The 24,496-nt window shown below is 72.9% G+C and carries 22 protein-coding genes and 1 pseudogene; 19 read left to right on the top strand and 4 right to left on the bottom strand.

Annotated features, from left to right (window positions below; translation table 11 throughout):
- The first annotated feature begins 148 nt into the window (after positions 1–148).
- The 8 genes from ftsY to ffh all read left to right on the top strand — a co-directional run bounded on the left by ftsY (position 149) and on the right by ffh (position 10,308).
- Entirely contained in the window at positions 149–1,330 is a 1,182-nt protein-coding gene (gene ftsY, locus ACTMS9_RS19115) for a signal recognition particle-docking protein FtsY (RefSeq protein WP_441144529.1), read from the top strand.
- Positions 1,331–1,337: 7 nt separating this feature from the next.
- Positions 1,338–2,201 (top strand): phosphotransferase, encoded by an 864-nt coding sequence (locus tag ACTMS9_RS19110; RefSeq protein ID WP_179803565.1) that lies wholly within the window; start codon positions 1,338–1,340, stop codon positions 2,199–2,201.
- Positions 2,202–2,432: 231 nt separating this feature from the next.
- The gene (locus ACTMS9_RS19105; protein WP_441144526.1) at positions 2,433–3,830 is read left to right on the top strand and encodes an ammonium transporter; all 1,398 of its coding nucleotides are present in this window, start codon (positions 2,433–2,435) and stop codon (positions 3,828–3,830) included.
- 25 nt (positions 3,831–3,855) lie between these two features.
- Positions 3,856–4,194 (top strand): P-II family nitrogen regulator, encoded by a 339-nt coding sequence (locus tag ACTMS9_RS19100; protein ID WP_170285500.1) that lies wholly within the window; start codon positions 3,856–3,858, stop codon positions 4,192–4,194.
- An 8-nt stretch (positions 4,195–4,202) separates the two neighbouring features.
- On the top strand, positions 4,203–6,521 hold the full coding sequence (locus ACTMS9_RS19095) for a [protein-PII] uridylyltransferase (RefSeq protein WP_441165599.1): 2,319 nt from the start codon (positions 4,203–4,205) through the stop codon (positions 6,519–6,521).
- 94 nt (positions 6,522–6,615) lie between these two features.
- Entirely contained in the window at positions 6,616–7,740 is a 1,125-nt protein-coding gene (locus ACTMS9_RS19090; protein ID WP_441165598.1) for a sensor histidine kinase, read from the top strand.
- The gene (locus ACTMS9_RS19085; RefSeq protein ID WP_441144520.1) at positions 7,737–8,393 is read left to right on the top strand and encodes a response regulator transcription factor; all 657 of its coding nucleotides are present in this window, start codon (positions 7,737–7,739) and stop codon (positions 8,391–8,393) included. Before ACTMS9_RS19090 ends, ACTMS9_RS19085 begins: the two co-directional genes overlap by 4 nt.
- Positions 8,394–8,751: 358 nt before the next feature.
- The gene (ffh, locus tag ACTMS9_RS19080; RefSeq protein WP_441144519.1) at positions 8,752–10,308 is read left to right on the top strand and encodes a signal recognition particle protein; all 1,557 of its coding nucleotides are present in this window, start codon (positions 8,752–8,754) and stop codon (positions 10,306–10,308) included.
- A gap of 202 nt (positions 10,309–10,510) precedes the next feature.
- On the opposite strand, the gene ACTMS9_RS19075 is transcribed toward ffh, so the two are convergent.
- Entirely contained in the window at positions 10,511–14,086 is a 3,576-nt protein-coding gene (locus ACTMS9_RS19075) for a S8 family serine peptidase (RefSeq protein WP_441165597.1), read from the bottom strand.
- A 246-nt stretch (positions 14,087–14,332) separates the two neighbouring features.
- On the opposite strand from ACTMS9_RS19075, the pseudogene ACTMS9_RS19070 reads away from it, so the two are divergent.
- Positions 14,333–14,775, top strand: a pseudogene (locus tag ACTMS9_RS19070) (amidohydrolase family protein); the annotation flags it as partial.
- Positions 14,776–14,991: 216 nt separating this feature from the next.
- Here ACTMS9_RS19070 and ACTMS9_RS19065 read toward each other — a convergent pair.
- Positions 14,992–15,153, bottom strand: a complete 162-nt coding sequence (locus ACTMS9_RS19065; protein ID WP_350795382.1) for a hypothetical protein — start codon at positions 15,151–15,153, stop codon at positions 14,992–14,994.
- Complete coding sequence (gene rpsD, locus ACTMS9_RS19060) at positions 15,150–15,761, bottom strand: 30S ribosomal protein S4 (RefSeq protein ID WP_441165596.1); 612 nt, start codon at positions 15,759–15,761, stop codon at positions 15,150–15,152. The genes ACTMS9_RS19065 and rpsD overlap by 4 nt, the downstream gene beginning before the upstream one ends.
- 151 nt (positions 15,762–15,912) lie before the next feature.
- Between rpsD and ACTMS9_RS19055 the strand changes: the two genes are divergently transcribed.
- Entirely contained in the window at positions 15,913–16,992 is a 1,080-nt protein-coding gene (locus ACTMS9_RS19055; protein WP_441165595.1) for an amidohydrolase family protein, read from the top strand.
- 158 nt (positions 16,993–17,150) lie between these two features.
- Here the strand turns inward: ACTMS9_RS19055 and ACTMS9_RS19050 are convergent, their stop codons facing one another.
- A complete protein-coding gene (locus tag ACTMS9_RS19050; protein ID WP_280838764.1) occupies positions 17,151–17,747 on the bottom strand; it encodes a TetR/AcrR family transcriptional regulator in 597 nt (198 codons plus the stop codon).
- A 145-nt stretch (positions 17,748–17,892) separates the two neighbouring features.
- On the opposite strand from ACTMS9_RS19050, the gene proS reads away from it, so the two are divergent.
- From proS to lepB (ACTMS9_RS19005), 9 genes are all read left to right on the top strand, one after another.
- Positions 17,893–19,299: a proline--tRNA ligase gene (proS, locus tag ACTMS9_RS19045; protein WP_334568819.1), complete on the top strand. Its 1,407-nt coding sequence runs from the start codon at positions 17,893–17,895 to the stop codon at positions 19,297–19,299.
- A 49-nt stretch (positions 19,300–19,348) separates the two neighbouring features.
- Positions 19,349–19,969 carry a DUF402 domain-containing protein gene (locus tag ACTMS9_RS19040; RefSeq protein WP_441144509.1) on the top strand — a complete coding sequence of 207 codons (621 nt, stop codon included), beginning with the start codon at positions 19,349–19,351 and terminating at the stop codon, positions 19,967–19,969.
- Positions 19,970–20,208: 239 nt separating this feature from the next.
- Positions 20,209–20,694, top strand: a complete 486-nt coding sequence (gene rpsP, locus ACTMS9_RS19035) for a 30S ribosomal protein S16 (RefSeq protein ID WP_350795386.1) — start codon at positions 20,209–20,211, stop codon at positions 20,692–20,694.
- Positions 20,669–20,929: an RNA-binding protein gene (locus ACTMS9_RS19030; RefSeq protein ID WP_172862164.1), complete on the top strand. Its 261-nt coding sequence runs from the start codon at positions 20,669–20,671 to the stop codon at positions 20,927–20,929. Before rpsP ends, ACTMS9_RS19030 begins: the two co-directional genes overlap by 26 nt.
- A 2-nt stretch (positions 20,930–20,931) precedes the next feature.
- A complete protein-coding gene (rimM, locus tag ACTMS9_RS19025; protein ID WP_238449763.1) occupies positions 20,932–21,486 on the top strand; it encodes a ribosome maturation factor RimM in 555 nt (184 codons plus the stop codon).
- A gap of 16 nt (positions 21,487–21,502) precedes the next feature.
- Positions 21,503–22,291 (top strand): tRNA (guanosine(37)-N1)-methyltransferase TrmD, encoded by a 789-nt coding sequence (gene trmD, locus ACTMS9_RS19020; RefSeq protein WP_441165594.1) that lies wholly within the window; start codon positions 21,503–21,505, stop codon positions 22,289–22,291.
- A 143-nt stretch (positions 22,292–22,434) separates the two neighbouring features.
- Positions 22,435–22,791: a 50S ribosomal protein L19 gene (rplS, locus tag ACTMS9_RS19015; RefSeq protein WP_030335223.1), complete on the top strand. Its 357-nt coding sequence runs from the start codon at positions 22,435–22,437 to the stop codon at positions 22,789–22,791.
- Positions 22,792–22,981: 190 nt separating this feature from the next.
- Positions 22,982–23,863, top strand: a complete 882-nt coding sequence (gene lepB, locus ACTMS9_RS19010) for a signal peptidase I (protein ID WP_441144504.1) — start codon at positions 22,982–22,984, stop codon at positions 23,861–23,863.
- Complete coding sequence (gene lepB / locus ACTMS9_RS19005; protein ID WP_154943462.1) at positions 23,860–24,492, top strand: signal peptidase I; 633 nt, start codon at positions 23,860–23,862, stop codon at positions 24,490–24,492. The genes lepB (ACTMS9_RS19010) and lepB (ACTMS9_RS19005) overlap by 4 nt, the downstream gene beginning before the upstream one ends.
- Positions 24,493–24,496 lie beyond the last annotated feature (4 nt).

Below are 24,496 nucleotides of genomic sequence, written 5' to 3'. Positions count from 1 at the left end.
AGACCTCCGAGGTGAGCGGACTTCATCTTTACTACCCCGCCGGCGGTCGCACCACTGCTGGCTGTGGCCGAGCCTACCGCCGGAGCCGGCCGACGCCACGGGGTGCGGTCGATGAGACGCCGCCGCCGGCATCTGACAGGATTTCGGCATGACGGAATACCTCCTCGTCGCGCTCGCCCTGCTCGCGGTGCTGATCCTCGGCGGCCTCAGCCTGGTGGTGCCCCGGCTGCGCCGGCGCCCCGAGCCGCCGCTGCCGAAGACCGAGGTCGACACCCGGGCCGAGGAGGACCTGGCCGGTCCGCCCGTCCAGGCGCCCGAGGCCGAACTCTCCACCGGCATCCTGGTCGAGCCGCCGGTGATCGAGGTGCCCGCGCTGGAGGTGCCCGAGCCGACCGCCGGCCGGCTGGTCCGGCTGCGTTCCCGGCTGTCGCGTTCGCAGAACGCCTTCGGCAAGGGCCTGCTCGGCCTGCTCAGCCGCGACCACCTCGACGAGGACACCTGGGAGGAGATCGAGGACAGCCTGATCACCGCCGACGTCGGCATCGACGCGACCCGGGAGATCGTCGACCGGCTCCGCGAGCGGACCCGGGTGCTCGGCACCCGCTCGGCCAACGAGCTGCGCGCGCTGCTCGCCGCCGAGCTGGTCAACGCCCTCGACCCGACCCTGGACCGCGCCCTGCGGACCGCTCCCAAGGACGGCCGGCCGGCGGTGCTGATGGTGGTCGGCGTCAACGGCGCGGGCAAGACCACCACCTGCGGCAAGATCGCCCGGGTGCTGATCGCCGACGGCCGGACGGTCACCCTCGGCGCGGCCGACACCTTCCGGGCCGCCGCGGCCGACCAGCTGGAGACCTGGGGCGGCCGGGTGGGTGCCATCACCGTGCGCGGCGCGGAGCGCGCCGACCCGGCCAGTGTCGCCTTCGACGCCGTCCGCGAGGGCATCGAGGCCGGCACCGACACCGTCGTGATCGACACCGCTGGTCGCCTGCAGAACAAGATCGGCCTGATGGACGAGTTGGGCAAGGTCAAGCGGGTGGTGGAGAAGCACGGCCCGATCGACGAGACACTGCTCGTCCTGGACGCCACCACCGGCCAGAACGGCCTGGAGCAGGCCCGGGTCTTCACCGAGGTGGTCAACGTGACCGGGGTGGTGCTGAGCAAGCTCGACGGCACCGCCAAGGGCGGCATCGTGATCGCCGTGCAGCGCAAGCTCGGCATCCCGGTCAAGCTGGTCGGGCTGGGCGAGGGCGCGGACGACCTGGCCCCGTTCGACCCGGCGCAGTTCGTCGACGCGCTGCTCGGCACCGAGCCGCTCGCCCGGGACGCGTAATCTCGCGGTGACGACTGACGATCGCGCGTTCGCCGGGTGGCGTGACCCTCGCCACGCGCCGCCGGCCCTGGGGAGACCGTACGTGACCTCGCAGGAGATCCCGCTGCACGGCGGGAACGTGAGCACCGTGGTCCGGGTCGGCGACACCGTCCGGCGCAACGCCGGCCCGTGGACGCCCTCGGTGCACGCCCTGCTGCGCCACCTGGAGTACGTCGGGTTCACCGGCGCGCCCCGCGCGCTCGGCATGGACGAGCGCAACCGGGAGGTCCTGTCGTACCTGGAGGGGGAGTGCGGGGAGTACCCGCTGGCCCCGCACTGGGTCACCGACGAGGCGCTGGTGACGGTGGCGACCATGCTGCGGATGTTCCACGACGCGCAGTACGGCTTCGCCCCGCCGCCCGGCGCGGTCTGGCGCTCGTTCGGCCCGCCGCCGCCGGACACCGAGGTCATCTGCCACCACGACGCCGCCCCGCACAACGTCATCTGGCGGCCGGACGGCACCCTCGGGCTGATCGACTTCGACCTCGCCTCGCCCGGCGCCCGGATCTACGACGTGGCGTACGCGGCCTGGACCTGGGTGCCGATCTTCTCCGACCGGGACTCGATCACCCTCGGCTGGAAGCACCCGGACCGGCCGCGCCGGCTGCGGCTCTTCGCCGACGCGTACGGGCTGATCCCGCGCGACCGGCACCGGCTGATCCGGACCATCCGCAAGCGCATCGTCGACCACGTCGAGGGCATCCGTCGGATGGCGGCGGCCGGTGAGCCGGCGTTCGTGCGGATCGTGCACAAGGGCCACCTGCGCCGCCCGATGCGCGACCTGCGGCTGCTCGACTACGAGCGGCACGCCCTGGAGTACGCCCTGCGCTGACCCCGGTCGACCCGACAGGAGTGGCCGTCGCGCGCGCGACGGCCACTCACGTCGTTTCGGGGAGCCATGATCGACGTTCTTCACATGCCCGAAACAAGCCGTCACGCGTCGGAAATCGAGCGGTGTCGGTGAAGGAAACAGGCGGCGGCGAAGCTTCCCGCCAACCGGCTGACGGGCGATGCTGCCAGGTTCCAGTCGGATGGGAGGACTTCCACACCGAGAGGAGGCAGCGTGGAGATCAACACCGGCAACACCGCCTGGTTGCTCCTGTCGTCTGCGCTCGTGCTGCTCATGACGCCGGGGCTGGCCCTGTTCTACGGGGGGCTCAACCGGTCCAAGGGCGTACTCAACATGATGATGATGAGCTTCTCTTCGATCGGGCTCATCTCCGTTCTCTGGGTCATCTACGGCTTCACCCTCGCGTTCGGCACCAACGACAACGCGGGCGTCAACAACGTGATCGGCAGCTTCACCCAGTACCTCGGCACCGAGACCAGCTTCATCGGCGAGGAGTGGCTCTTCCTCGGCGCGGGGACCGGCATCCCCACGTACGTCTTCCTGGTCTTCCAGATGATGTTCGCGGTCATCACGGTGGCCCTGATCAGCGGCGCGGTCTCCGACCGGCTGAAGTTCTCCGGGTGGCTGCTCTTCGCCTTCGCCTGGTTCACGCTGGTCTACATCCCGGTCGCGCACTGGGTGTGGGGTGGCGGCTTCATCGGCGCCAAGATCAAGGCACTGGACTTCGCCGGTGGCACCGCGGTCCACATCAACGCCGGCGCCGCCGCGCTCGGCCTGGTGCTGGTGCTCGGCAAGCGGCTCGGCTGGCCCCGGGAGAGCTTCAAGCCGCACAACGTCCCGCTGGTCGCGCTCGGTGCCGGCCTGCTCTGGTTCGGCTGGTTCGGCTTCAACGCCGGCTCCGAGCTGACCGTCGACGGCACCACCGCGGTGGCCTTCGTCAACACCCAGGTCGCCACGGCCGCCGGCCTGGTCGGCTGGATCATCGTCGAGTGGCTGCGCAACGGGAAGCCGACCCTGGTCGGCGCCTCCTCCGGCGCCGTCGCCGGCCTGGTCGCCATCACCCCGGCCTGCGGCTTCATCGCCCCGCTGCCGGCGGTGCTGCTCGGCCTCATCGCCGGCGCGGTCTGCGCGGTGGCGGTCGGCCTGAAGTACAAGCTCGGGTTCGACGACTCGCTCGACGTGGTCGGCGTGCACTTCGTCGCCGGCTGGATCGGCTCGCTCTCCATCGGCTTCTTCGCCACCCTCCAGGTCAACTCGGCCATCGAGGGCCTGGGCGGCAGCGAGGGCCTGTTCTACGGCGGCGGGCTGACCCAGCTCGGCCGTCAGGCGCTGGGCAGCGGCATCGTCTCGGTCTACTCCTTCGGGGTGGCCGTGGTGATCGCGCTCGCCGTCAAGGCGCTGATCGGGCTCCGCTCCGACGCCGAGGACGAGGTCGCCGGCATCGACGTGGCCGAGCACGCGGAGAGCGCGTACGACATGTCGCCGACCACCGGCAGCGCCGGCGGTGGGGCCTTCGCGCTGGCCGGGCTCACCCCGGGCGCCGGGAAGCCGGCTTCGGGCGAGGCCGGCGAACCGGCCACCGAGCCGGTCAACGAGAAGGTCGCCGGTTAACGTTCCTGGGATGGAGGGGTTGGACATGAAGCTGGTGACCGCGGTCATCAAGCCGTACCAGCTGGACGCGGTGAAGGAGGCCCTGCACGCCCTCGGCGTGGCCGGCCTGACCGTCAGCGAGGTCCAGGGGTACGGGCGGCAGAAGGGGCACACCGAGGTCTACCGGGGTGCCGAGTACACGGTCGAGTTCCTGCCCAAGATCCGGGTCGAGGTGCTCACCGACGAGATGGACGTCGACAAGATCGTGGACGCGATCGTCGCCGCCGCCCGGACCGGCAAGATCGGCGACGGCAAGGTCTGGGTCACCGGGGTCGAGGAGGTCGTCCGGGTCCGTACCGGCGAACGCGGCCTCGACGCCCTCTAGGAGCCACCATGACCTCGTTGATCAAGAGGAATGCGTCAGGAAACACCGACAACGGTGACGCAAACCTCTTGATCAACGAGGTCGGTGGCATCGGGGAGGCGGCGCGGCGGGAGCGGGCTGCCGGGTTTGACCGGTGGCTCGGGTCGTTGGTGCCGGGGCGGGAGGGGATCGCGCTGGTCGCGGTCGGCGGGCTGGGACGGCGGCAGTGCGCGCCGCACGGCGACCTCGACCTGGTGCTGCTGCACGCCGGGGTGCCCGGCGTCGACGAGTTCGCCGCGTCGCTGTGGTACCCCATCTGGGACGCTGGCGTGCGGCTCGACCACTCGGTGCGCACCCTCGCCGAGGCGCTCTCCGTGGCCCAGGACGACGTCAAGGTCGCCCTCGCGCTGCTCGACGCGCGCTTCGTCGCCGGCGACCGGGCGCTCGCCGACACCCTCATCCGCACCGCCGCCGACCACTGGCGGCGTACCGCCGTCCGCCGGCTCCCCGCCCTGCGGGAGATCACCGAGAGCCGCTGGCGTACCCACGGCGAGCTGGCCTTCCTGCTCGAGGGAGACCTCAAGGAGGCCGCCGGCGGGCTGCGTGACGTGGGCCTGCTGCGGGCCATCGCCACCGCCGGCATCACCGACGCGCTGCGCCCCGCCGTCCGGGCCGCGCACCTGCGCCTGCTGGACACCCGCGACGCCCTGCACCAGCAGGTCGGCCGCCGGGTCGACCGGCTCATCGCCCAGGAACGCGACGGCGTGGCCGGCCTGCTCGGCCTGCGACAGTCCCCGCCCGGCGGGTCCGACGACGCGCAGCAGCCCGGCGCCACGGCCAGCGACGGTGACGTGCTGCTGCGCCGGGTCGCCGGGGACGCCCGGACGGTCAGCCACGCCCTCGACGACGCCTGGCGCGCCGCCGACCGGTTGCGCTCCGGCCGCCGCCGGGGCGGCGACGGCCGCCCGGTGCGCCGGCCCGTCGCCCGGGACGTCGTCGAGCACGACGGGGAACTGGTGCTGGCCCGCACCGCCATCGGCGCCCGCCCCGACCCGAGCCTGTCGCTGCGGATCGCCGCCGCCGCGGCCACCACCCGGCTGCCGATCGCCCGGGCCACCTGCGAGTGGCTGGCCGCGTACTGCCCGCCGCTGCCCGCGCCCTGGCCGCCGGCCGCCCGCGCCGCGCTGATCACCCTGCTCGGGGCCGGTCCCGGTCTGGTGCCCGCCTGGGAGACCTGCGACCGGTACGGCCTGATCGACGGCTGGCTGCCGGAGTGGACCCGGCTGCGCAGCCTGCCCCAGCACAACCCGGTGCACCGGTTCACCCTCGACCGGCACCTGGTGCAGACCGCGTACGAGGCGAGCCGGCACACCCGCGAGGTGGACCGTCCCGACCTGCTGCTGCTCGGCGCGTTCCTGCACGACATCGGCAAGGGGTTACCCGGCGACCACAGCACCGTGGGGGCGCCGGTGGCCGAGGCGGTGGCCGCCCGGATCGGCCTGCCCGCGCCCGAGGCGGCGCTGATCGGCACGCTGGTCCGGCTGCACCTGCTCCTGCCCGACGTGGCCACCCGGCGGGACCTCGACGACCCGGTGACCATCGCCGGGGTCGCCGAGCGGGTCGGCGACACCACCACGCTGGACCTGCTGCACGCCCTGGTCCGCGCCGACGCGGCGGCCACCGGGCCGGCCGCCTGGTCGGACTGGAAGGGGCGGCTGGTCGCCGAGCTGGTGGCCCGGGTGCGTACCGCGCTGGACACCGGCGCCCTGCCCGCGCCCCCGGCCCCGGACCCGGCGCTGGTGGCGGGGCCGCTGCCGGTCGTACACCTGACCGAGGACCGGGTGTCGGTGGCCGCGGCCGACCGGCGCGGCCTGCTCGCGACGGTGGCCGGCTGCCTGGCCCTGCACCGGCTGGAGGTACTGGCCGCGGACGCCTCCACGGTCGATGGCCGGGCCCTGGTCGAGTGCCGGGTGCAGCCCCGCTACGGGCTCGCGCCGGACCCGATCGCGCTCAGCGCCGATCTGCGTCGCGCCGTCAACGGGGACGTCTCCGTCACCCAGCGGCTGCGCGGCCGGGCTCTCGCGGCGCGGGGGGAGGGGGCCGCGCCGCGAGTGGTCTGGCACCGGGAGGCGGCCACCGACGCGGTGCTGCTGGAGCTGCGCGCCGCCGACGCCGCCGGGCTGCTCTACCGGGTGACCTGCGCCCTCGACGAGGCCGGCGCCCAGGTCCGCGCGGCCCGGATCTCCACCCTCGGCGGCGACGTGGTGGACGCGTTCTACCTGGTCGGCGGCTGGCCCTCCGACGCCGAACGGGTCCGGCTCGAAGCCGCCGTGCTGGCCGCCGTCTGACCCGACCGCCGACCGCGGGTACGTCCGGCGGCGTAGCCGTGGTGCCGCGCGCGGGCGGACGACGCCCGCCCGGACCGGGGGCAGAATGACCGGCATGCGCCTGCGGGAACACTCCGGCAGCCGTCGCCAGGAGGCGGCGGCCGACCTGGCGCTGGCCGTGGTCCTGCTGCTGCTCGGCCTGCTCGCCACCGGCCCGGCCGGCCGCAACCAGCCCGGTGCCGCGCCGGTCGACGCCGGCTGCCTGGCCCTGGTCACGGTCGCCACCCTCGCGCTGACCGGGCGCCGCCTCGCCCCCCGCGCCACCCTCGCCGTGGTCACCGTCGCCGTCTCCGCCTACCTGGTGCTCGGCTACCCGTACGGGCCGGTGCTGCTGACCTTCCTGGTCGCCGTCTACACGGTGGCGGTCCGGCTGCCGATCCGGCCGGCCGCCGTCGCCGGGGCGGCGGCGCTCGCGGTGATCCTGGTGCACGTCTTCTGGTCCCGGGGCGCCTCGCCCGGCCTGCCCGGGGTGCTGCCCGGATCGGCCTGGGTCGTCGTACCGTTCGCGCTGGGGGTGGCGGTGCGGACCAACCGGGAGACCGTCACCCGGGCCCGGGCCGAGCAGGCCCGCCGGCAGGCCGACGAGGAGCGGCTGCGCATCGCCCAGGAGGTGCACGACGTGGTGGGGCACGGGCTCGCGGCGATCAGCATGCAGGCCGACATCGCGCTGCACCTGATGCCCAAGCGGCCCGAGCAGGCCGAGGCGGCGCTGACCGCGATCAGCCGGACCAGCCGGGAGGCCCTGGATGAGCTTCGGGTCACCCTCGGTGCGGTCCGGCGGGGCACCGAGCGGGGGCCGGTGCCGGGGCTGGCCCGGCTCGACGCCCTGCGGGAGCGGTTGGCCGGGGCGGGCCTCGCCGTCGACCTGCGGGTGACCGGCGAGCCACGGCCGCTGCCCGCCGCGGTGGACCTGGCCGCCTACCGGGTGGTGCAGGAGGCGCTGACCAACGTGCTGCGGCACGCCCGGGTCGCCGCCGCGCGGGTGCGGGTCGACTACGGCCGGGAGGAACTGGTGGTGGAGGTGACCGACCGGGGCGTGGGCGCGCCCGGCGCGGCGGGGCACGGGCTGGCCGGGATGCGGGAACGGGTCACCGCGCTGGGCGGCTCGCTGACCGCCGGCCCCGGCCCCGACGGCGGCTTCCGGGTGTCCGCCCGGCTGCCGGTGGAGGTGCGGCGGTGATCCGGGTGGTGGTCGCCGACGACCAGGACCTCGTCCGGATCGGGCTGCGCGCGCTGATCGAGAGCGAGGACGACCTCACCCTGGCCGGCGAGGCCGCCGACGGGCTGCGGGCGGTGGAGCTGGCCCGCCAGGTACGCCCCGACGTGGTGCTGATGGACGTCCGGATGCCCGGTGTCGACGGCATCGAGGCCACCCGCCGGATCGTCGCCGACCCGGAGCTGGCCGGTACCCGGGTGATCGTGCTGACCACCTTCGAGCTGGACGAGTACGTCTTCGACGCGCTGCGGCACGGGGCGAGCGGCTTCCTGACCAAGGACACCCGGCCGGCCGAGCTGCTGCGGGCGGTGCGCCTCGTCGCCGAGGGGGAGGCGCTGCTCTCGCCGTCGGTGACCCGGCGGGTGGTGCGGGAGTTCGCCACCCGGCCGGCCCGGGTGCCCCGCCCGCACCCCCGGCTGGACACCCTCACCGAGCGGGAGCGGGAGGTGGTGGGGCTGGTCGGCGAGGGGCTGAGCAACGCCGAGATCGCCGACCGGCTGGTGGTGAGCCCGGCCACCGCGCGTACCCACGTCAGCCGGGCGATGGTCAAGCTGGCCGCCCGGGACCGGGCCCAGCTGGTGGTCTTCGCGTACCAGTCGGGGCTGGTCAGCTCGTGATCGTCTGGCTGAACGGGGCGTTCGTGGTCGACAACCATGGCCGGTCCCCGGCGGAGGTGGCCGCGGACATCCGCACCCGGCTGGGCCTGCGCCGCTGATCCCCGGGACGGCGGGGTGCGCCGGGCGGCGCCCTGCCGTCGCTCGGAGGGGGCGGAGGGCCCCGCAGACGCTGTCGAGCTGATGACGTAGACGATTCAGCCGTCGCCGTGCGGGCCGGCCCGGGCGACGGGACCGGGCGGGTCCGGCGGCTGGGCCGGGCTGGTACGCGGGTGCGGGCGGCGGGCTACCCTAGCGGTGGCCGGCCGCTGTACACCGGCCGGGTAGTGCCCGCCGTAACACCGACAAACGGGATGTTCGCGTGTTTGACACCTTGAGTGACCGCCTGTCCGGGATCTTCACCAAGCTCCGCGGCAAGGGTCGGCTCACCGACGCCGACATCGACGCCACCGCGCGCGAGATCCGCATGGCGTTGCTGGAGGCGGACGTCGCGCTGCCCGTGGTCAAGGGCTTCATCGCCAACCTCAAGGAGCGGGCCCGCGGCGCGGAGGTCTCCGAGGCGCTCAACCCGGCGCAGCAGATCGTCAAGATCGTCAACGAGGAGCTGATCAACGTCCTCGGCGGCGAGGGGCGGCGGCTCCAGTTCGCCAAGCAGGCGCCGACCGTGATCATGCTGGCCGGCCTGCAGGGCTCCGGTAAGACCACCCTCGCCGGCAAGCTGGCCCGCTGGCTCAAGGCCCAGGGTCACCAGCCGCTGCTGGTCGCCGCCGACCTCCAGCGCCCCAACGCCGTCGGGCAGCTCCAGGTGCTCGGTGGCCGCGCCGGCGTCGAGGTGTACGCCCCAGAGCCCGGGAACGGCACCGGCGACCCGGTGCAGGTCGCGCGTGCCTCGATCGAGCACGCCCGGCGGGCCGCCCGGGACATCGTCATCGTCGACACCGCCGGCCGCCTCGGCATCGACGCCGAGATGATGCAGCAGGCCGCCGACATCCGCGACGCGGTCGACCCGGACGAGGTCATCTTCGTCATCGACGCGATGGTCGGTCAGGACGCGGTCCGCACCGCCGAGGCGTTCCGCGACGGCGTCGGGATCACCGGCGTGGTGCTGTCGAAGCTCGACGGCGACGCCCGCGGTGGCGCCGCGCTCTCCGTCCGGGAGGTCACCGGGCAGCCGATCCTCTTCGCCTCCACCGGCGAGAAGCTGGAGGACTTCGACGTCTTCCACCCCGACCGGATGGCCAGCCGGATCCTTGGCATGGGCGACGTCCTCACTCTGATCGAGCAGGCCGAGCAGGCCTTCGACTCCGATCAGAAGGAGAAGATGACCGCCAAGCTGATGGGCGGCGAGCAGTTCACCCTGGAGGACTTCCTCGACCAGCTCATCGCGGTCCGCCGGATGGGCCCGATCGCCAACGTGCTGGCCATGATGCCCGGCATGGGGCAGATGAAGGACCAGCTCGCCGAGCTGGACGACAAGCACTTCGACCGGGTCACCGCGATCATCCGGTCGATGACCCCGGCCGAGCGCACCACCCCGAAGATCATCAACGGCTCCCGCCGGGCCCGCATCGCGGCCGGTTCGGGTGTCACGGTGATGGACGTCAACCAGCTGCTCAACCGCTTCGCCGACGCGCAGAAGATGATGAAGCAGATGGGCGGCATGATGGGCCTGCCCGGCGCGGGCCGGCGCAAGGCGACCAAGTCGCCGAAGAACAAGCGCAAGGGCACCAAGGGCGGCGGTCGGCCGCGTACCGGGGCGGGCGCCGGGCTGCCGGGCGGCTTCCCGGGCGGCATGCCGCAGCTCCCGCCGGGGCTGGACCCGGGTGACCTGGCCGGCGGTCAGGGCCTGCCGCCGGGCTTCAAGCTCCCGAAGATCGACTTCAACAAGCTCGGCAAGGGCGACAACCGCCCCCGTTGACGCGTGGCGGTGGCGGTGGTCGACGAGATCAACGCTCAGGGTGGTGCCGACCTGCCGGAGCTCACCGTGCGCGTGCGGGACTCCTTGCGCGAGGCGGAGTAACCGCACCGGACCGACCTGCTCAGCGGTGGCCGGCTCCCGCCACCTGCGGCAGTCGTGGGGCCCGGCCGGAGTACGGCCGGGCCCCACGCCACCCTCCTGGTCAGGACACCAGGTCCGGGCGGTTCGTCACCCGCAGCGCGTTGAGGATCGGCTGGCCGTAGCCCTTGTGCGTCACGAACCGCACGTTGAGCTGGCCGTCGGTCACCCGCACGGTGTACGACCTGGTGAGTGCGGCGAGACTGCCGACCTCACCGGCCACGTCGAGCGACGGCAGCACCTCCTGGCCTTCGAGCAGCACGTCGAAGACCCGCTTGTCGGGGGCCTGCCTGCGTACCTCGGCGAAGTCCAGTTCGACGGTGTAGACGCCGTCACTGAGCCCGTCGACGCGGTACTCGTACATCCCCTCCCGCAGGTCGGCGAAGCGGGCCGGATCATTGGTCCCGGTGATCGGGCTGCTGGTCGACTGCCGGTTGGAGTTGCCCAGATATCCCGCGCCGCCGGCGGCCCAGGGCTGGTCGGGCGACCACGTCTGGCCCTCCACGTCGGTCCGTCCCGCCTGCGCTCCCGCGTTGATCGCCAGGGCGTAGCTCGGCACCACCAGGGTGACCGGGATGACCAGGACGGGCTGGCGGCCGCTGGCCGAGGCGACCCGCACCTTGGCCTTGTGGTAGGTCCCCGGTGACAGGCCGGCGGTGCTGACCGCCACGCCGACGGTGTGTCGGCTGCCGCTGGCCAGCGTGCCGCTGGTGCCGGAGAGGCTCAGCCAGCCGATGTCCTGCGGCACTCCGTCGGCGTTGAGCTCGGTGACCGTGAACTCGGTACCGAGCGCCCCGGTGTTGCTCAGGCCGATCTCCCGGGCCCGGGTCTGTGCCGCTGGCGCGACGACGGCCAGCTCGCTGACCGGGGTGCCGACCCGGGCGGTGCGCAGCGCCGCCGAGCGGACGTCCGCCCCACCGGCCGCCACCGCGACCGCAGCGTTGGCGCTCTCGTAGTGCTCCTTCTCGACGCTGAGCTCGATTGCGCCGGCCGGGGCCTGGATCAGGTACGAGCCGTCGGCCTCCGTGGTCTCCGTGGCGGTCGCCCCGCCCACCCGGGCGGTCACCGTGGCACCGACCACCGGTTGCCCGTCGTTGCCGTCGGTGACCACACCGGTCAGCACGCCGTTGCGGGTGGTGCGGAACGCGATCGCGGTACCGTCGGCGAGCGCCGCGGTGTTGTACGAGTACTCGAAGCCGACGGTGCCGTCGACGTTCTCCAGTCCGATCGTCGCGCCGGTGCCGGTTTCCGGGCCGGTGCCGGCGATGTCCCGGTACCGGTAGGTGATCGAGCCGTCCTCGCCGATGGCCGCGCTGAAGGTCAGTCGCGTCGAGCGGTCGCTGAAGATGGAGACGTTGCGCCACTCCACCACGAAGGAGCGGTGCGGCCTGACCCCGGTGACGGCGGTGTAAATGCCCGAGTCGGCCTCCACGTAGAGGTCGTCCCAGAACGGGAAGAGCGCGAGGTCCGGGTTGGTGGTGTTCGGCAGGGCGGTGTTGGCGCGGCTGGTCGACGAGGTGCCGAAGCCGAGCACGCCGTTGGTGCTCACCCAGGCGTCCCGGTACGACCTGCCGTAGAGCGGCACCCGGAAGGGCAGCGTGACGGCGCTGGTCCGGTCGTCCCCGGTCAACGGCATCAGCTCCGTGCCGCTGACGAAGGAACCGCCGGCCGCGCCGCAGGCGTAACCGAAGGCGTCCACCCGGTCGGGCATGCCGACGTCCAGGACGGTGTCCGCGTTGACCGTCGCCGGACGGGTCACCACGTCGGCGCAGCGGTAGGCGTGGGCGAAGCGGACGTCGTACTGACCGTGCGGCACCCTCACCTGGTAGCGACCCTGCTCGTCTGCGGTCGCGGACAGCGGGGTGCCGAGGATGGTGACGCGCGCGCCGCCGGCCGGACCGGCCGAGGTGGTCACCGTGCCGCTGAGCGTGGCCGACGGGGCCTGCTCGACGGTGATGTCCGCCTCGACGGACTGGTTCTCGGTGACCGTCACCGACCTCGTCGCCGTCAGGTAGCCGAACTTGCTGACCGAGATGTTGTAGTCGCCGACCATCAACCGGTCGAACCCGTACGACCCGTCGGCGGCGGTGGTGGTGGTCCGGCCCATCGGGCCGGCGACCGTCACGCTGGCCCCGGCCAGCGCGTTCCCGCCCGAGGTCACCTGACCGCCGAGCGCGCCGAGCGCGCCCCGAGGGGTGGCGTTGACCGCTGCGTACGCGTCGAGCCGACCCTCGCCGAAGACGTTGTTGTCGTCCACCGTCCCACCGCAGGTGAGGGCGTTGACGTCGATGGCGGTGTCGTCCAGGATGCGCCTGGTCTCGGTGATGTCTCCCTGGATGGCTGGCGAGGCCGACCACATCAGCGCCACAGTCGCCGCGGTGTGCGGCGAGGCCATGGAGGTACCGCTGAAGGACGCGTAGCCGCCTCGCACGGACGAGCGGACGTTGGCGCCCGGCGCGGCGATGTTCGGCTTGATGTCGCCGTTCTCGCCGGTGCCCCGGCTGGAGAAGCTTGCGATCGCGTTGTTCACGTCGAACGCGCCGGAGCTGTAGCTGATGGTGTACGACCCGGGGCTGCCGGAGGTGTTGCAGCTCGGGCCGCTGTTGCCGTTGGAGAAGGCCGGGAAGATGCCGGCGGCCAGCCACGACGAGACGGTCTCGGTGTACCACGGGTCGTAGACGCTGGAGCCCCAGGAGTTGTTCACGACGTCGGGGGCGAGATCGGGGCGGGGGTTCGCACCGGTGAGGTCGGTGGGGGCGACGATCCACTGGCCGGCGGCGAGCAGCGATGCCCGCGAGCAGCTGGTGGTCTCGCAGCCCTTGGCGGCGATCCACTTCGCCCCTGGGGCCACGCCGATCACGTTCGCGCCGTCCGCGCCGACCATCGTGCCCATGGTGTGTGTGCCGTGGTCGTTGTTGTCGCACGGTGCCGCGGTGGGGCAGACGCCGGCCGGGTCGAACCAGTTGTAGTTGTGGTTGGTCGTTCCATCACCGTTGCGGCCCCGGTAGCTCGCCGCAACGGCCGGGTGGGTGGCGTCCACCCCGCTGTCGATGTTTGCCACCACGATGCCCTCACCGCGTACGCCCAGCTCGTTCCACACCCGGGGGGCGCCGATGCGGTCGATGTTCCACTCCACCGCGTCGGTACTGGGGACGACCTCGCCGGGCAGTGGTTCGGGGATGTGTACCGGGTCGTCCGCGAGGATCTCGGCGACGTCGGAGCGTACGGCGATGTCGCCGAGCAGGTCGGCGTCACCGGTCACCTTGATCGTGTTGGCCAGCCAGAAGGGGGTGAAGTCGGCGCCCCGCGTGGCGAGCATCGAGCGCAGGCCGGCCTGGCTGCGGTTGGCGTGCTCGGTCTTGATCCGGTAGACGTGCGCGGCCTTGTCGGCCTTGTGGCGGAGTTTGGCCGCGCCGGAGAGGTTGGCCTTGCTGTCCAGGAAGACCCAGAAACTTGACTTGCCGTCCTTGGCCAGCTGGCTGGTGACCTTCTTGTCGACCTTCGCGGCCACCGCCTCGGCTTCGGCCTTTTCGGGGGTCTGATCGGGGCGGGCGGCGGCGGGTGGTGCGCCGGCGCCGATCGGGAGGAGGAGGCCGGCCGCCAGGCCGGCCGCTGCCGTACGCCATCGTCGTGATGCCACTGTCTCGACGCTCCTTTGTGAGGCGAAACTGTGCGAGCCCTGAGGTGCGGGCGCTTTCGCAGCATCCTGGCGACGAAGGATCTTTTCATCAAGGCATGCTTAAATAAATAAATCTGTCAATCAACTGTTCGTCTCTTAGCGTGCTCTCCCGGCTACCGTGCGGAATCGGGGCTGTTGGGTGACCCGGACTCGGGAAGACGGGAAGGTTGATCGCGGCACCACTTCTGACGTCGAGACGGAGGACGGATGCCCTGGCGGGTCCGCGGCGTGGCCGCCGGACGACGAGGTTCGGGATCTGTGGCCGGTCGGCGACCGGGTCACCTTCGAACCGGTGCCCCGACGCGGAGGCCGTCGTGGACGACGGGTTGGTGCTGCCCGGCCTGGTCGATGCGCGCTGCCACAGCGGCATCGCTCCCGGCGGCGCCCCGATCAGCTCGCACGACGAGGCCCGCGAGCTGGCCCGTACCGATCGGGACGCGGGGGTGCTCGCCATCCGGGACGCCGGCTGGCTGTTCCCGTACCCGGAACTCGACGACGAGCCGGATTTGCCGCGACTGGCCCGTGCCGGGCGGCAGGTCGCCCCGCCGCAGGTTTACCTGCGCGACATCGGCGTGGAGGTCGGCGCGGCGGAGGTGGCCGCGACGGTGATGGCGCAGGCCGCCGGCAACGGCTGGGTGGAGGTGGTCGGCGGCTTGCGCCTGCTCAACCGCTCTGCCGACGCGCAGAAGATGATGAAGCAGACGGGGGCGTTACTGGGACCTGCCCGGGTGGTGGCCGGCGCAAGGCGAGCACGTCGCCGAAGAACAAGCGTGAGGGCACGAAGGGTGGCGGCCGGCCTCCGTCGCCGGCACCCGGGGTCCGTCGGGTCGGCCGGGCGGCGGCCGCTACCGCCACCCGGCCCCGGGTCACCGGCCCCGCGACCGCTTCGGTGGACGCTGACCCAGGATGCTCTCCCGCCGCGCCTCCTTGTGCTCGGCGCGGCGCCGCTGCCGCGGTGTCAGCTGCGGCCGGCCACTCTGCCGCAGGTAGTTGGGCACCCGTCGGTCGTTCGGAATCGGCATGCTCATCGCGCGACCTCCTTGTCGGGGTGGACGGCGAGGGGGATGTCCCGCAGCGCGGGCACCTCCTGCCGTTGCGGCTCCCGGGTCAGGGTCGCGGTGAGCCGCTCCGAGCTGACCTCCAGGTACGGCGGCGCGTCGCCCCCGGCGTGCTCCGCCACGGCGATGGCGACCGGCGCGCGGCACTGCCGGTCCGGGCGCACCTGGATGGTCTGCCCCGGCTGGACCAGGTACGAGGACCGGTTGACCTTGCCGCCGTCGACGGTGAAGGTGTTGTGGGCGACGAGATCCCGCGCCGCGTCGACCGAGGGCGCGAAACCGGCCCGGTGCACCAGCGCGTCGATCCGCTGTTCCAACTGCCCGACCAGGTTCTCCGTCGCGTCGCCCGGCTGCCGGCCGGCCGTCACCACCGCGCGGGCCAGCTGCCGCATGCGCAGCTCGTACGCCGACCGGACCTGCCGCTGGTCGTTGTCGGTCAGATGGAACCCGCGCGGGGCGCGCCGCGGCCCGCCGCGGACGCCGACCGGGTGCCGCTGGCGGCGCAGCAGGTAGCCGTACGCCGGGTGCAGCGGGACCTCGTCGGTGGGCGAGGGACGTGCCGTCGTCCGGACAGCCATGTTTCCTCCCTGACCTCTCGGGGTCCGACCACCGTCCACCGGCACCGGGTGAGGCCGCCCCACCCCATCCGGGTGAGCCTGCCGGGGTGACTGCCGGGGCGGCTCCGGCCCGGCGCGGCACGGCGGGGGGTGATCGGGTAGGACTGTGCACATGGCTCTGCATGTGCGCGGTGTGCTCCTGCCGGACGACGAGGTCCGGGATCTCTGGCTGGTCGGCGACCGGGTCACCTTCGAACCGGTGCCCGGCGCCGAGACCGTGGTGGACGGCGGGTACGTGCTGCCCGGACTGGTCGACGCGCACTGCCACATCGGCATCGCCCGGGGCGGTTCCCCGATCACCTCGCTCGACCAGGCCCGCGAGCTGGCCCGGATCGACCGGGACGCCGGGGTGCTCGCCATCCGGGACGCTGGCTCGCCGTACCCGTACCCGGAACTCGACGACGAGCCGGACCTGCCGCGCCTGGCCCGCGCCGGGCGGCACGTCGCCCCGCCGAAGCGCTACCTGCGCGACATCGGGGTGGAGGTCGGCGCGGCGGAGGTGGCCGCGACGGTGGCGGCCCAGGCCGCCGCCGGCAACGGCTGGGTCAAGCTGGTCGGCGACTGGATCGACCGGGGCGTCGGCGACCTGGCGCCGTCCTGGGACGCCGACACGATGACCGCGGCCGTCGCGGCCGCGCACGCCGCCGGGGCCCGGGCCGCGGTGCACACCTTCTCCGAGTCGGCCGTGGAGATCATGGTGCGCGCCGGGGTGGACTCGGTGGAGCACGGCACCGGCCTGAGCCTCGACCTGATCGACCTGATGGCCCGGCAGGGCACCGCGCTGATCCCCACGATGATCAACATTCGGACCTTCGGCGGCATCGCCGACCAGGCCCGGGCCAGGTTCCCCGGGTACGCCGACCACATGCTCACCCTGCGCGACCGCTTCCCCGAGGTGGTCCGGGCCGCGTACGAGGCCGGCGTGCCGATCTACGTCGGCACCGACGCGGGCGGCGGCATCGACCACGGGCTGGCCGCCGAGGAGATGCTGCTCCTGCACGAGCAGGCCGGCATGTCCGCCACGGACGTCCTCGCCGCCGCCTCCTGGGGCGCCCGCGCCTGGCTCGGCTTCCCCGGCCTGGTCGAGGGCGGCCTCGCCGACCTCACCGTCTACCCCGAGGACCCCCGCCGCGACCTCCGCGTGGTCCGCACCCCCTCCCGCACCATCCTCCGCGGCCACCCCCTCCACTAACCCCCCCCGGGGCTCCGCCCCGCGCCCCGCGAGCGCCCCCAACCCGCCCCGCCCGGCCGTGCACTTTCCCGGAAAGCGTGGCCATTTCGGGCCGCTTAGCCACTCATTCCGGGAAAGTGCACGCCGATCTGGGGTGGGGTGGGGGAGGGGGATCCGGGTCAGGGGGTTGCGGCCGTGAGGAAGAGGTGGAGGGCGAGGTCGGCCAGGGAGGAGGCGGTCTGGTCGATGGGGGCGCGGGGCAGGACGATGTGGCTGACCACGAGGCGGACGACGGTGTCGGCGGCGAAGGCCAGGGCCGCCGGATCGGCGGCGGGCAGGTGGTCGCCCGCCCAGTCCAGCAGGGCGCCGGAGGCCTCGGTGAGCACCAGTTCGGCGCGGGTGGTCAGGTACGGCAGCAGCGCGTCCGAGCCGCCCCGGGCGCTGGTCAGGATCGCCTTGATCAGCGGGTTGCCGGCCGCCTCGGTCAGCGTGTGCCAGATGGCCGCGTACGCGCCGGCCCGCACGTCGGCGCCGTGCTCGCGCAGGGCCGCGCGGACGTCGGCGACGAACCGGTCCACCTCGCGTCGGGCGAGCGCCTCGGCCAGCCCCGCCTTGCTGCCGAACTCGTTGTAGACGGTCTGCCGGCTCACCCCGGCCGCGGCCGCCACCCCACCCATCCGCACCCCGTCCCAGCCGGACGCGACGGTCTGCGCGCGAGCGGCGTCTACGATCGTGTCGCGCAGCCGCTGCCGGGCGGAATCCCTCAGCTCAACCATGGTGGTCGAAGTCTACGATCGCCCGGCGGACCCCGCGTCTGCGCGACCGACCCGGCCCGGCGCCGCCGGCCGTCCGGCGACGCGGACGCGGCGCGCCGCCTCCCGGGCGCAGCGGCGGGGCGGACGCCGCCTAGGATGTGCGGTCATGGCACGCGTGCTCACTCCCCGTGCGGAGGACTTTCCCCGCTGGTACCAGGACCTGATCGCCAAGGCGAAGCTGGCCGACAACGGCCCGGTCCGCGGCACCATGGTCATCCGACCGGCCGGCTACGCCATCTGGGAGCGGATGCAGGCCGAGATGGACGCCCGGATCAAGGCGGCCGGCGCGGAGAACGCGTATTTCCCGCTCTTCATCCCGGAGAGCTACCTGAAGCGCGAGGCCGAGCACGTCGAGGGCTTCTCGCCGGAGCTCGCCGTCGTCACCCACGGTGGCGGCAAGCAGCTCGCCGAGCCGGTGGTGGTGCGCCCCACCAGCGAGACGGTGATCGGCGAGTTCATGGCCAAGTGGATCGACTCGTACCGGGACCTACCGCTGCTGCTCAACCAGTGGGCCAACGTGGTCCGCTGGGAGCTGCGCCCGCGGATCTTCCTGCGGACCAGCGAGTTCCTCTGGCAGGAGGGGCACACCGCGCACGCCACCCGCGAGGATGCCCGCGCCTACGCGCGGCGGATCCTGCACGAGGCGTACGAGGACCTGATGGTCAACGTGCTCGGCATCCCGGTGGTGGTCGGTCTGAAGACCGCCCGGGAGCGCTTCGCCGGCGCGACCGCCACGTACACCTGCGAAGGCATGATGGGCGACGGCAAGGCCCTCCAGCTCGGCACCAGCCACGAGCTGGGGCAGAACTTCGCCAAGGCCTTCGACATCAGCTACTCCTCCGCCGAGGGCGGCCGCGAGCACGCCTGGACGACCTCCTGGGGCACCTCGACCCGGATGCTCGGCGGCCTGATCATGGCCCACGGCGACGACAACGGCCTGCGGGTGCCGCCGAAGCTGGCCCCGATCCAGGCGTACGTGATGATCGTCAAGGACGGCGAGGGCGTCGCCGAGGCGGCGGCCAAGCTCCGTGACGGCCTGCGGGACGCTGGCGTCCGGGTCGCGCTGGACGACCGCACCGACACCGCGTTCGGCCGCCGGGCCGTCGACGCCGAGCTGCGCGGCTATCCGGTACGCGTCGAGGTCGGCCCCCGCGACCTGGCCGCCGGCAACGCGGTCGTGGTCCGGCGTACGGACGGCTCGAAGGCCCCCACCCCGGTGGCGGACGTGGTCGGCGCGGTGCTGGCCGCCCTGGAGGCCGACCAGCGGGTGCTGCACGACCAGGCCCTCGCCCACCGCGAGTCCCGCACCGTCGAGGTGTCGACGCTGGCCGAGGCGATCGAGGCGGCGGCCACCGGCTGGGCCAAGGTGCCGTGGTCGGCGGTCGGCGTGGCGGGTGAGGCCGAGGCGAACGGTCAGGGCGTCACCGTGCGCTGCCTGCTCCGCGCCGACGGCTCGGTGCCCGACTCGGAGGACGAGTCGGACCTGGTCGCCATCCTCGCCCGCGCCTACTGACGTGCGCCCCGGCGCTCCCGCCGACCGGTTCGCGCCGGGTCGTCTGATCATGCACCGCAACGTGCGGCACGGCCGGATCGGCTGGGTCCGGCCGGGCCGGGTGGTCAGCGACGACGAGCGCGGACTGCTGATCTGGATCGCCCGGGACACCCCGGTCGCCCACGAGGTCACCGAGGCCGGCCTGGGGATGCGGGCGATGCCCTTCGCCGAGTGGATCTCCTCGTCGTACCGGCTGGCGCGCGGCCGGTGGAGCGGCCCGCCGCTGCTGAAGTTCCTGCCCACCGGGGCGGCCCACTCGGTCTGGTGGTTCTCCGACGCGCGGGGCCGGTTCGCCAACTGGTACGTCAACCTGGAGGAGCCGGGCGTCCGCTGGGACGACGGCCAGGTCGCCGGGGTCGACGTGGTGGACCAGGACCTCGACGTGGTGGTGTACCCGGACCACAGCTGGCGGTGGAAGGACGAGGAGGAGTTCGCCGAGCGGCTCGCCTTCGGCGACGACTACTGGGTGGCCGACGAGGCGGCGGTACGGGCCGAGGGGGAGCGGGTGATCGCCCAGGCCGAGGCGGGGGTCTTCCCCTTCGACGGCACCTGGTGCGACTTCGTCCCGCCGCCGGACTGGGACGTACCCGACGAACTGCCGCCCGGCTGGGACCGTCCGCCGGTCCGCTGACCGTGTTCCGCGTCACCGCCACGCCGCGTCGGGTGACATGTCCGGGTCCGGTGTGAGAGATCGGCGACGGATCTGGCAGAATGGGTCGCTGGTATCCGGCGCGCGTCCGGCGCCCTCTAACCCGGGCGTGTCGCCAGTCCACCGAGCTGTCTCCGGCCCAAACCCCACTGTGCCGGTCGGCGCTCACCCGTGCACCGCCCGTACCGGGCCGGTGAGATCGCAACAGGAGCGAAACAACTGTGGCCGTAAAGATCCGGCTCCTGCGGATGGGCAAGATCCGCAACCCGCAGTACCGCATCGTCATCGCCGACTCGCGCACCAAGCGCGACGGTCGCGCGATCGAGTTCGTCGGCGTGTACCAGCCGAAGGAAGACCCTTCGGTGATCGAGGTCAAGTCGGACCGGGTCCAGTACTGGCTCTCCGTCGGCGCGCAGCCGAGCGAGGCGGTGCAGCGTCTGCTGGAGCTGACCGGTGACTGGCAGAAGTTCAAGGGCCTGCCGGCCCCGCCGCCGCTGAAGGTCGCCCCCGAGCGTGCCGACCGCAAGGCGGCGTACGAGGCCGAGGCGAAGGCCGCCGCCGGCCTGGCTCCGGAGACCCCGGCCAAGCCGGCCAAGAAGGCCGCCAAGGCCGAGGCGCCGAAGACCGAGGCTCCGGCCGAGGCGCCGAAGACCGAGGCTCCGGCCGAGGCCCCGGCTGCTGCTGCCGACGCCGGTGAGCAGGCCTGACATGCCGCTGCGTCCCGCGCTGGAGCACCTGGTCAAGGGCATCGTGGACCACCCGGACGACGTGCGCGTCCGGATGGTCGACTCCCGTCGGGGCAAGCGGCTCGAGGTCCGCGTGCACCCCGAGGACCTCGGCACCGTGATCGGGCGGTCCGGCCGGACCGCCAAGGCACTGCGCCAGGTGATCGGCTCCATCGGTGGACGCGGAGTACGCGTCGACATCGTCGACTCGTACTGATGCTGCTCATCGTCGGCAGGATCGGCAAACCGCACGGCATCCGCGGTGAGGTCACCGTGGAGGTGCGGACCGACGAGCCCGAAGCGCGTTTCGCCCCCGGCACGGTTCTTCGGACCGAGCCGGGGGCGACCGCCCCGGCCAACCCCGCCCCCGGCCCCGGAGTGCCCTTCACGGTCCCGGCCGAGCTGACCATCGAGGCGGCCCGCTGGCACCAGGGCCGGATGCTGGTCGCCTTCGAGGGCATTCTCGACCGCGAGGTCGCCGAGGCGCTGCGCGGCACCCTGCTCGGCGTGGACAGCGCCGACGTCGCGCCGCCGGAGGACCCCGAGGAGTTCCACGACCATCAGCTGGTCGGTCTCGCCGTGGTCACCCCGGCCGGCGAGCACCTGGGCGAGGTGGCCCGGATCGACCACGCCCCCGCCTCGGACCTGCTGGTCCTGCGTCGCCCCGAGGGGCGTACCGCGCTGATCCCCTTCGTCCAGGCGATCGTCCCCGAGGTCGATCTCGCCGGCGGTCGCGTCGTGGTCGACCCGCCGGCCGGTCTGCTCGACCTCTGAGACCGGAGCCACCCCCATGCGTGTCGACGTCGTGTCGATCTTCCCGGAGTACTTCGCCCCGCTGGACCTGTCGCTGATCGGCCGGGCCCGGGAGAACGGGACGCTGCGGCTGGCCGTACACGATCTGCGGAGCTGGACCCACGACGTGCACCGCACGGTCGACGACACGCCCTACGGCGGCGGCCCGGGCATGGTCATGCGGCCGGAGCCCTGGGGCGAGGCGCTCGACGCCCTCGCCCCCGACGAGCTCAGCCCCGACGCGCACACCCTGCCCCGGCTCCTGGTGCCGTCGCCGGCCGGCGTCCGGTTCACCCAGGCCATGGCCCACGAACTGGCCGCCGAGTCGCACCTGCTCTTCGCCTGCGGCCGGTACGAGGGCATCGACCAGCGGGTGCTGGAGCACGCCGCCACCCGGATGCGGGTCACCGAGGTCTCCCTCGGCGACTACGTGCTCTTCGGCGGCGAGGTGGCGGTGCTGGTGATCCTGGAGGCGGTCACCCGACTGCTGCCCGGGGTGCTCGGCAACGCCGGCTCGCTGGACGAGGAGTCGCACGCGCACGGGCTGCTGGAGGCCCCGATGTACACCAAGCCGGCGACCTGGCGCGGGCACGAGGTGCCGGAGGTGCTCCGCTCCGGCGACCACGGGCGGATCGCCCGGTGGCGGCGCGACGAGGCGCTGGCCCGCACCGCCGCCCGGCGGCCCGACATGATCGCCGCGCTGCCTCCGGAGAGCCTCGACAAACGGGACGTCGCCGCGTTGGACCGGGCCGGATTTCAGCTGCCGCCGGGGGATGTGGCAAAGTAGGGGGGTTGCCGCATTCACCCGCGCCCGCGGGCGGCTGCGAGGATCCTCGACCGGGGTCGGCCCGCCGACCACCACCCGGGGATCAGAATCACCCATCCGCGCACCGAGTGACGGTGCGCCGTGAGCCTCACGAGGACGCAGCGATGAACATCCTGGACGCCCTTGACGCCCAGTCGAAGCGGACCGACCTCCCCGATTTCCGTGCCGGTGACACCGTCAAGGTGCACGCGCGGGTCGTCGAGGGCAACCGGTCCCGTGTCCAGATCTTCCAGGGCGTCGTCATCCGTCGCCAGGGTGACGGTCTGCGCGAGACCTTCTCGGTCCGCAAGGTCAGCTTCGGGGTCGGCGTGGAGCGGACGTACCCGCTCAACGGCCCGGGCATCGACCGGATCGAGGTCGTGACCCGCGGTGACGTGCGTCGCGCCAAGCTCTACTACCTGCGCGAGCTGCGCGGCAAGAAGGCCAAGATCAAGGAGAAGCGGGAGAAGCAGCCCAGCTGACTTCCCGCTCGCCACGCCGCCTGAGCTGCGCGGGTGTCGTATCGACCAGATCCCATTACCCTGGTCGTACGGGCGCAGCGGGGCAGCGACGCCGCGACGCTGGTCACGGCGTGCGAATGTCCACTACCGCCCGTGGGGCCTCGACGAGGCTCCCGGGCGGTAGTGTCGTTTCTGCGGACCGGGGAGTGGCGTGGTGCAGGTGCTTGACGAGGACGGCACAGTCGATCCGTGGCGCCGGCGGACCCGGCGCACCCGTCGGCAGATGCCGCTCTGGCAGGAACTCCCGCTGCTGCTGGTCGTCGCCTTCTGTCTGGCCGTGCTGATCCGCACCTTCCTGCTCCAGGCCTTCTTCATCCCCTCCGGCTCGATGGAGGACACCCTCCTCATCGGCGACCGGGTGCTGGTCAACAAGGTCGTCTACGACGTACGCGACCCGGTGCGCGGCGAGGTCGTGGTCTTCCGGGGCACCGACCGGTGGGTCCCGCAGGAGGTCCAGGAGCCCGAGCCCGGCTTCGCCGACAAGGTCGGGCGGACGTTCGGCGACCTGGTCGGGGTCAGCCGCCCGGGCGAGAAGGACTTCATCAAGCGGGTCATCGGCGTACCCGGCGACCGGGTGAAGTGCTGTGACGACCAGGGGCGCGTACTGGTCAACGGCACCCCCCTGGACGAGCCGTACGTGATCCGCAACTCGCCGCTGGACGTGCCGCCCAACGCCCGCGAGTGCCGGTCCCGGCGCTTCGAGGAGGTGGTCGTGCCGCCCGGCCAGATCTTCGTGATGGGCGACCATCGACTGGTCTCGCAGGACGCCCGCTGCCAGGGCCCGGTGCCGATCGACAACGTGGTCGGCCGGGCGTTCATGGTGGTCTGGCCGTCCCAGCGGTGGACCTCGCTGCCGGTGCCGGCGACCTTCGACGGGCTCTCCCGGCCGGCCGCCGCTCCGGCCGCCCCGCCGCCGGCCGAACCGACTCCGGTGGGCGGTGTCGCTCTCGTCCTCCCGGCGGTGACCCTGATGTCCGTTGTCGCGCGTTCCGGACGATCGGCCCGCACCCGGGGACGTAGGCTCCACCCGTGATTGACGAGCAGACCGACAAGCCCCGCAGTTCCTTCTGGAAGGAACTGCCCATCCTCCTGGGCGTGGCGATCCTGGTGGCGGTGCTGGTCCGCTACTTCGTGTTGCAGACCTTCTTCATCCCGTCCCCGTCGATGGAGAACACCCTCCAGATCGACGATCGGGTGCTGGTCAACAAGTTGGTCTACGACTTCCGGTCACCGCACCGCGGCGAGGTCGTCGTCTTCAAGGCGCCGACCGAGTGGAGCGGCAACCCCGACGGCGAGGACTTCATCAAGCGGGTGATCGGCGTCGGCGGCGATCACGTGGTCTGCTGCGACGACGACAAGCTGGTGATCAACGGCAAGCCGCTCTACGAGCCGTACATCTTCTCCGCCAACGGCGAGCGGGACAAGCCGGCCGACCAGGAGTTCGACATCACCGTGCCGGAAGGGCGACTCTGGGTGATGGGCGACCACCGCTCCGCCTCTGGGGACTCACTGGAGCACTGGCAGCAGTCCGGTCGGAACATCGACAGCGCCACCATCCCCGAGGACCAGGTCGTCGGGCGGGCCTTCACCGTGTTCTGGCCGGTGGACCGGGCCACCTGGCTCACCGTACCCGAGCAGTTCGACGCCATCCCCAACCCGTAGCGGG

The sequence above is a fragment of the Micromonospora sp. L31 genome (assembly GCF_052068075.1).
In the GTDB taxonomy this organism is placed as follows: Bacteria; Actinomycetota; Actinomycetes; order Mycobacteriales; family Micromonosporaceae; genus Micromonospora; species Micromonospora purpureochromogenes.
Note: the sequence above shows the minus strand (reverse complement) of the source record. Positions and strands in the feature narration are given on the sequence as shown.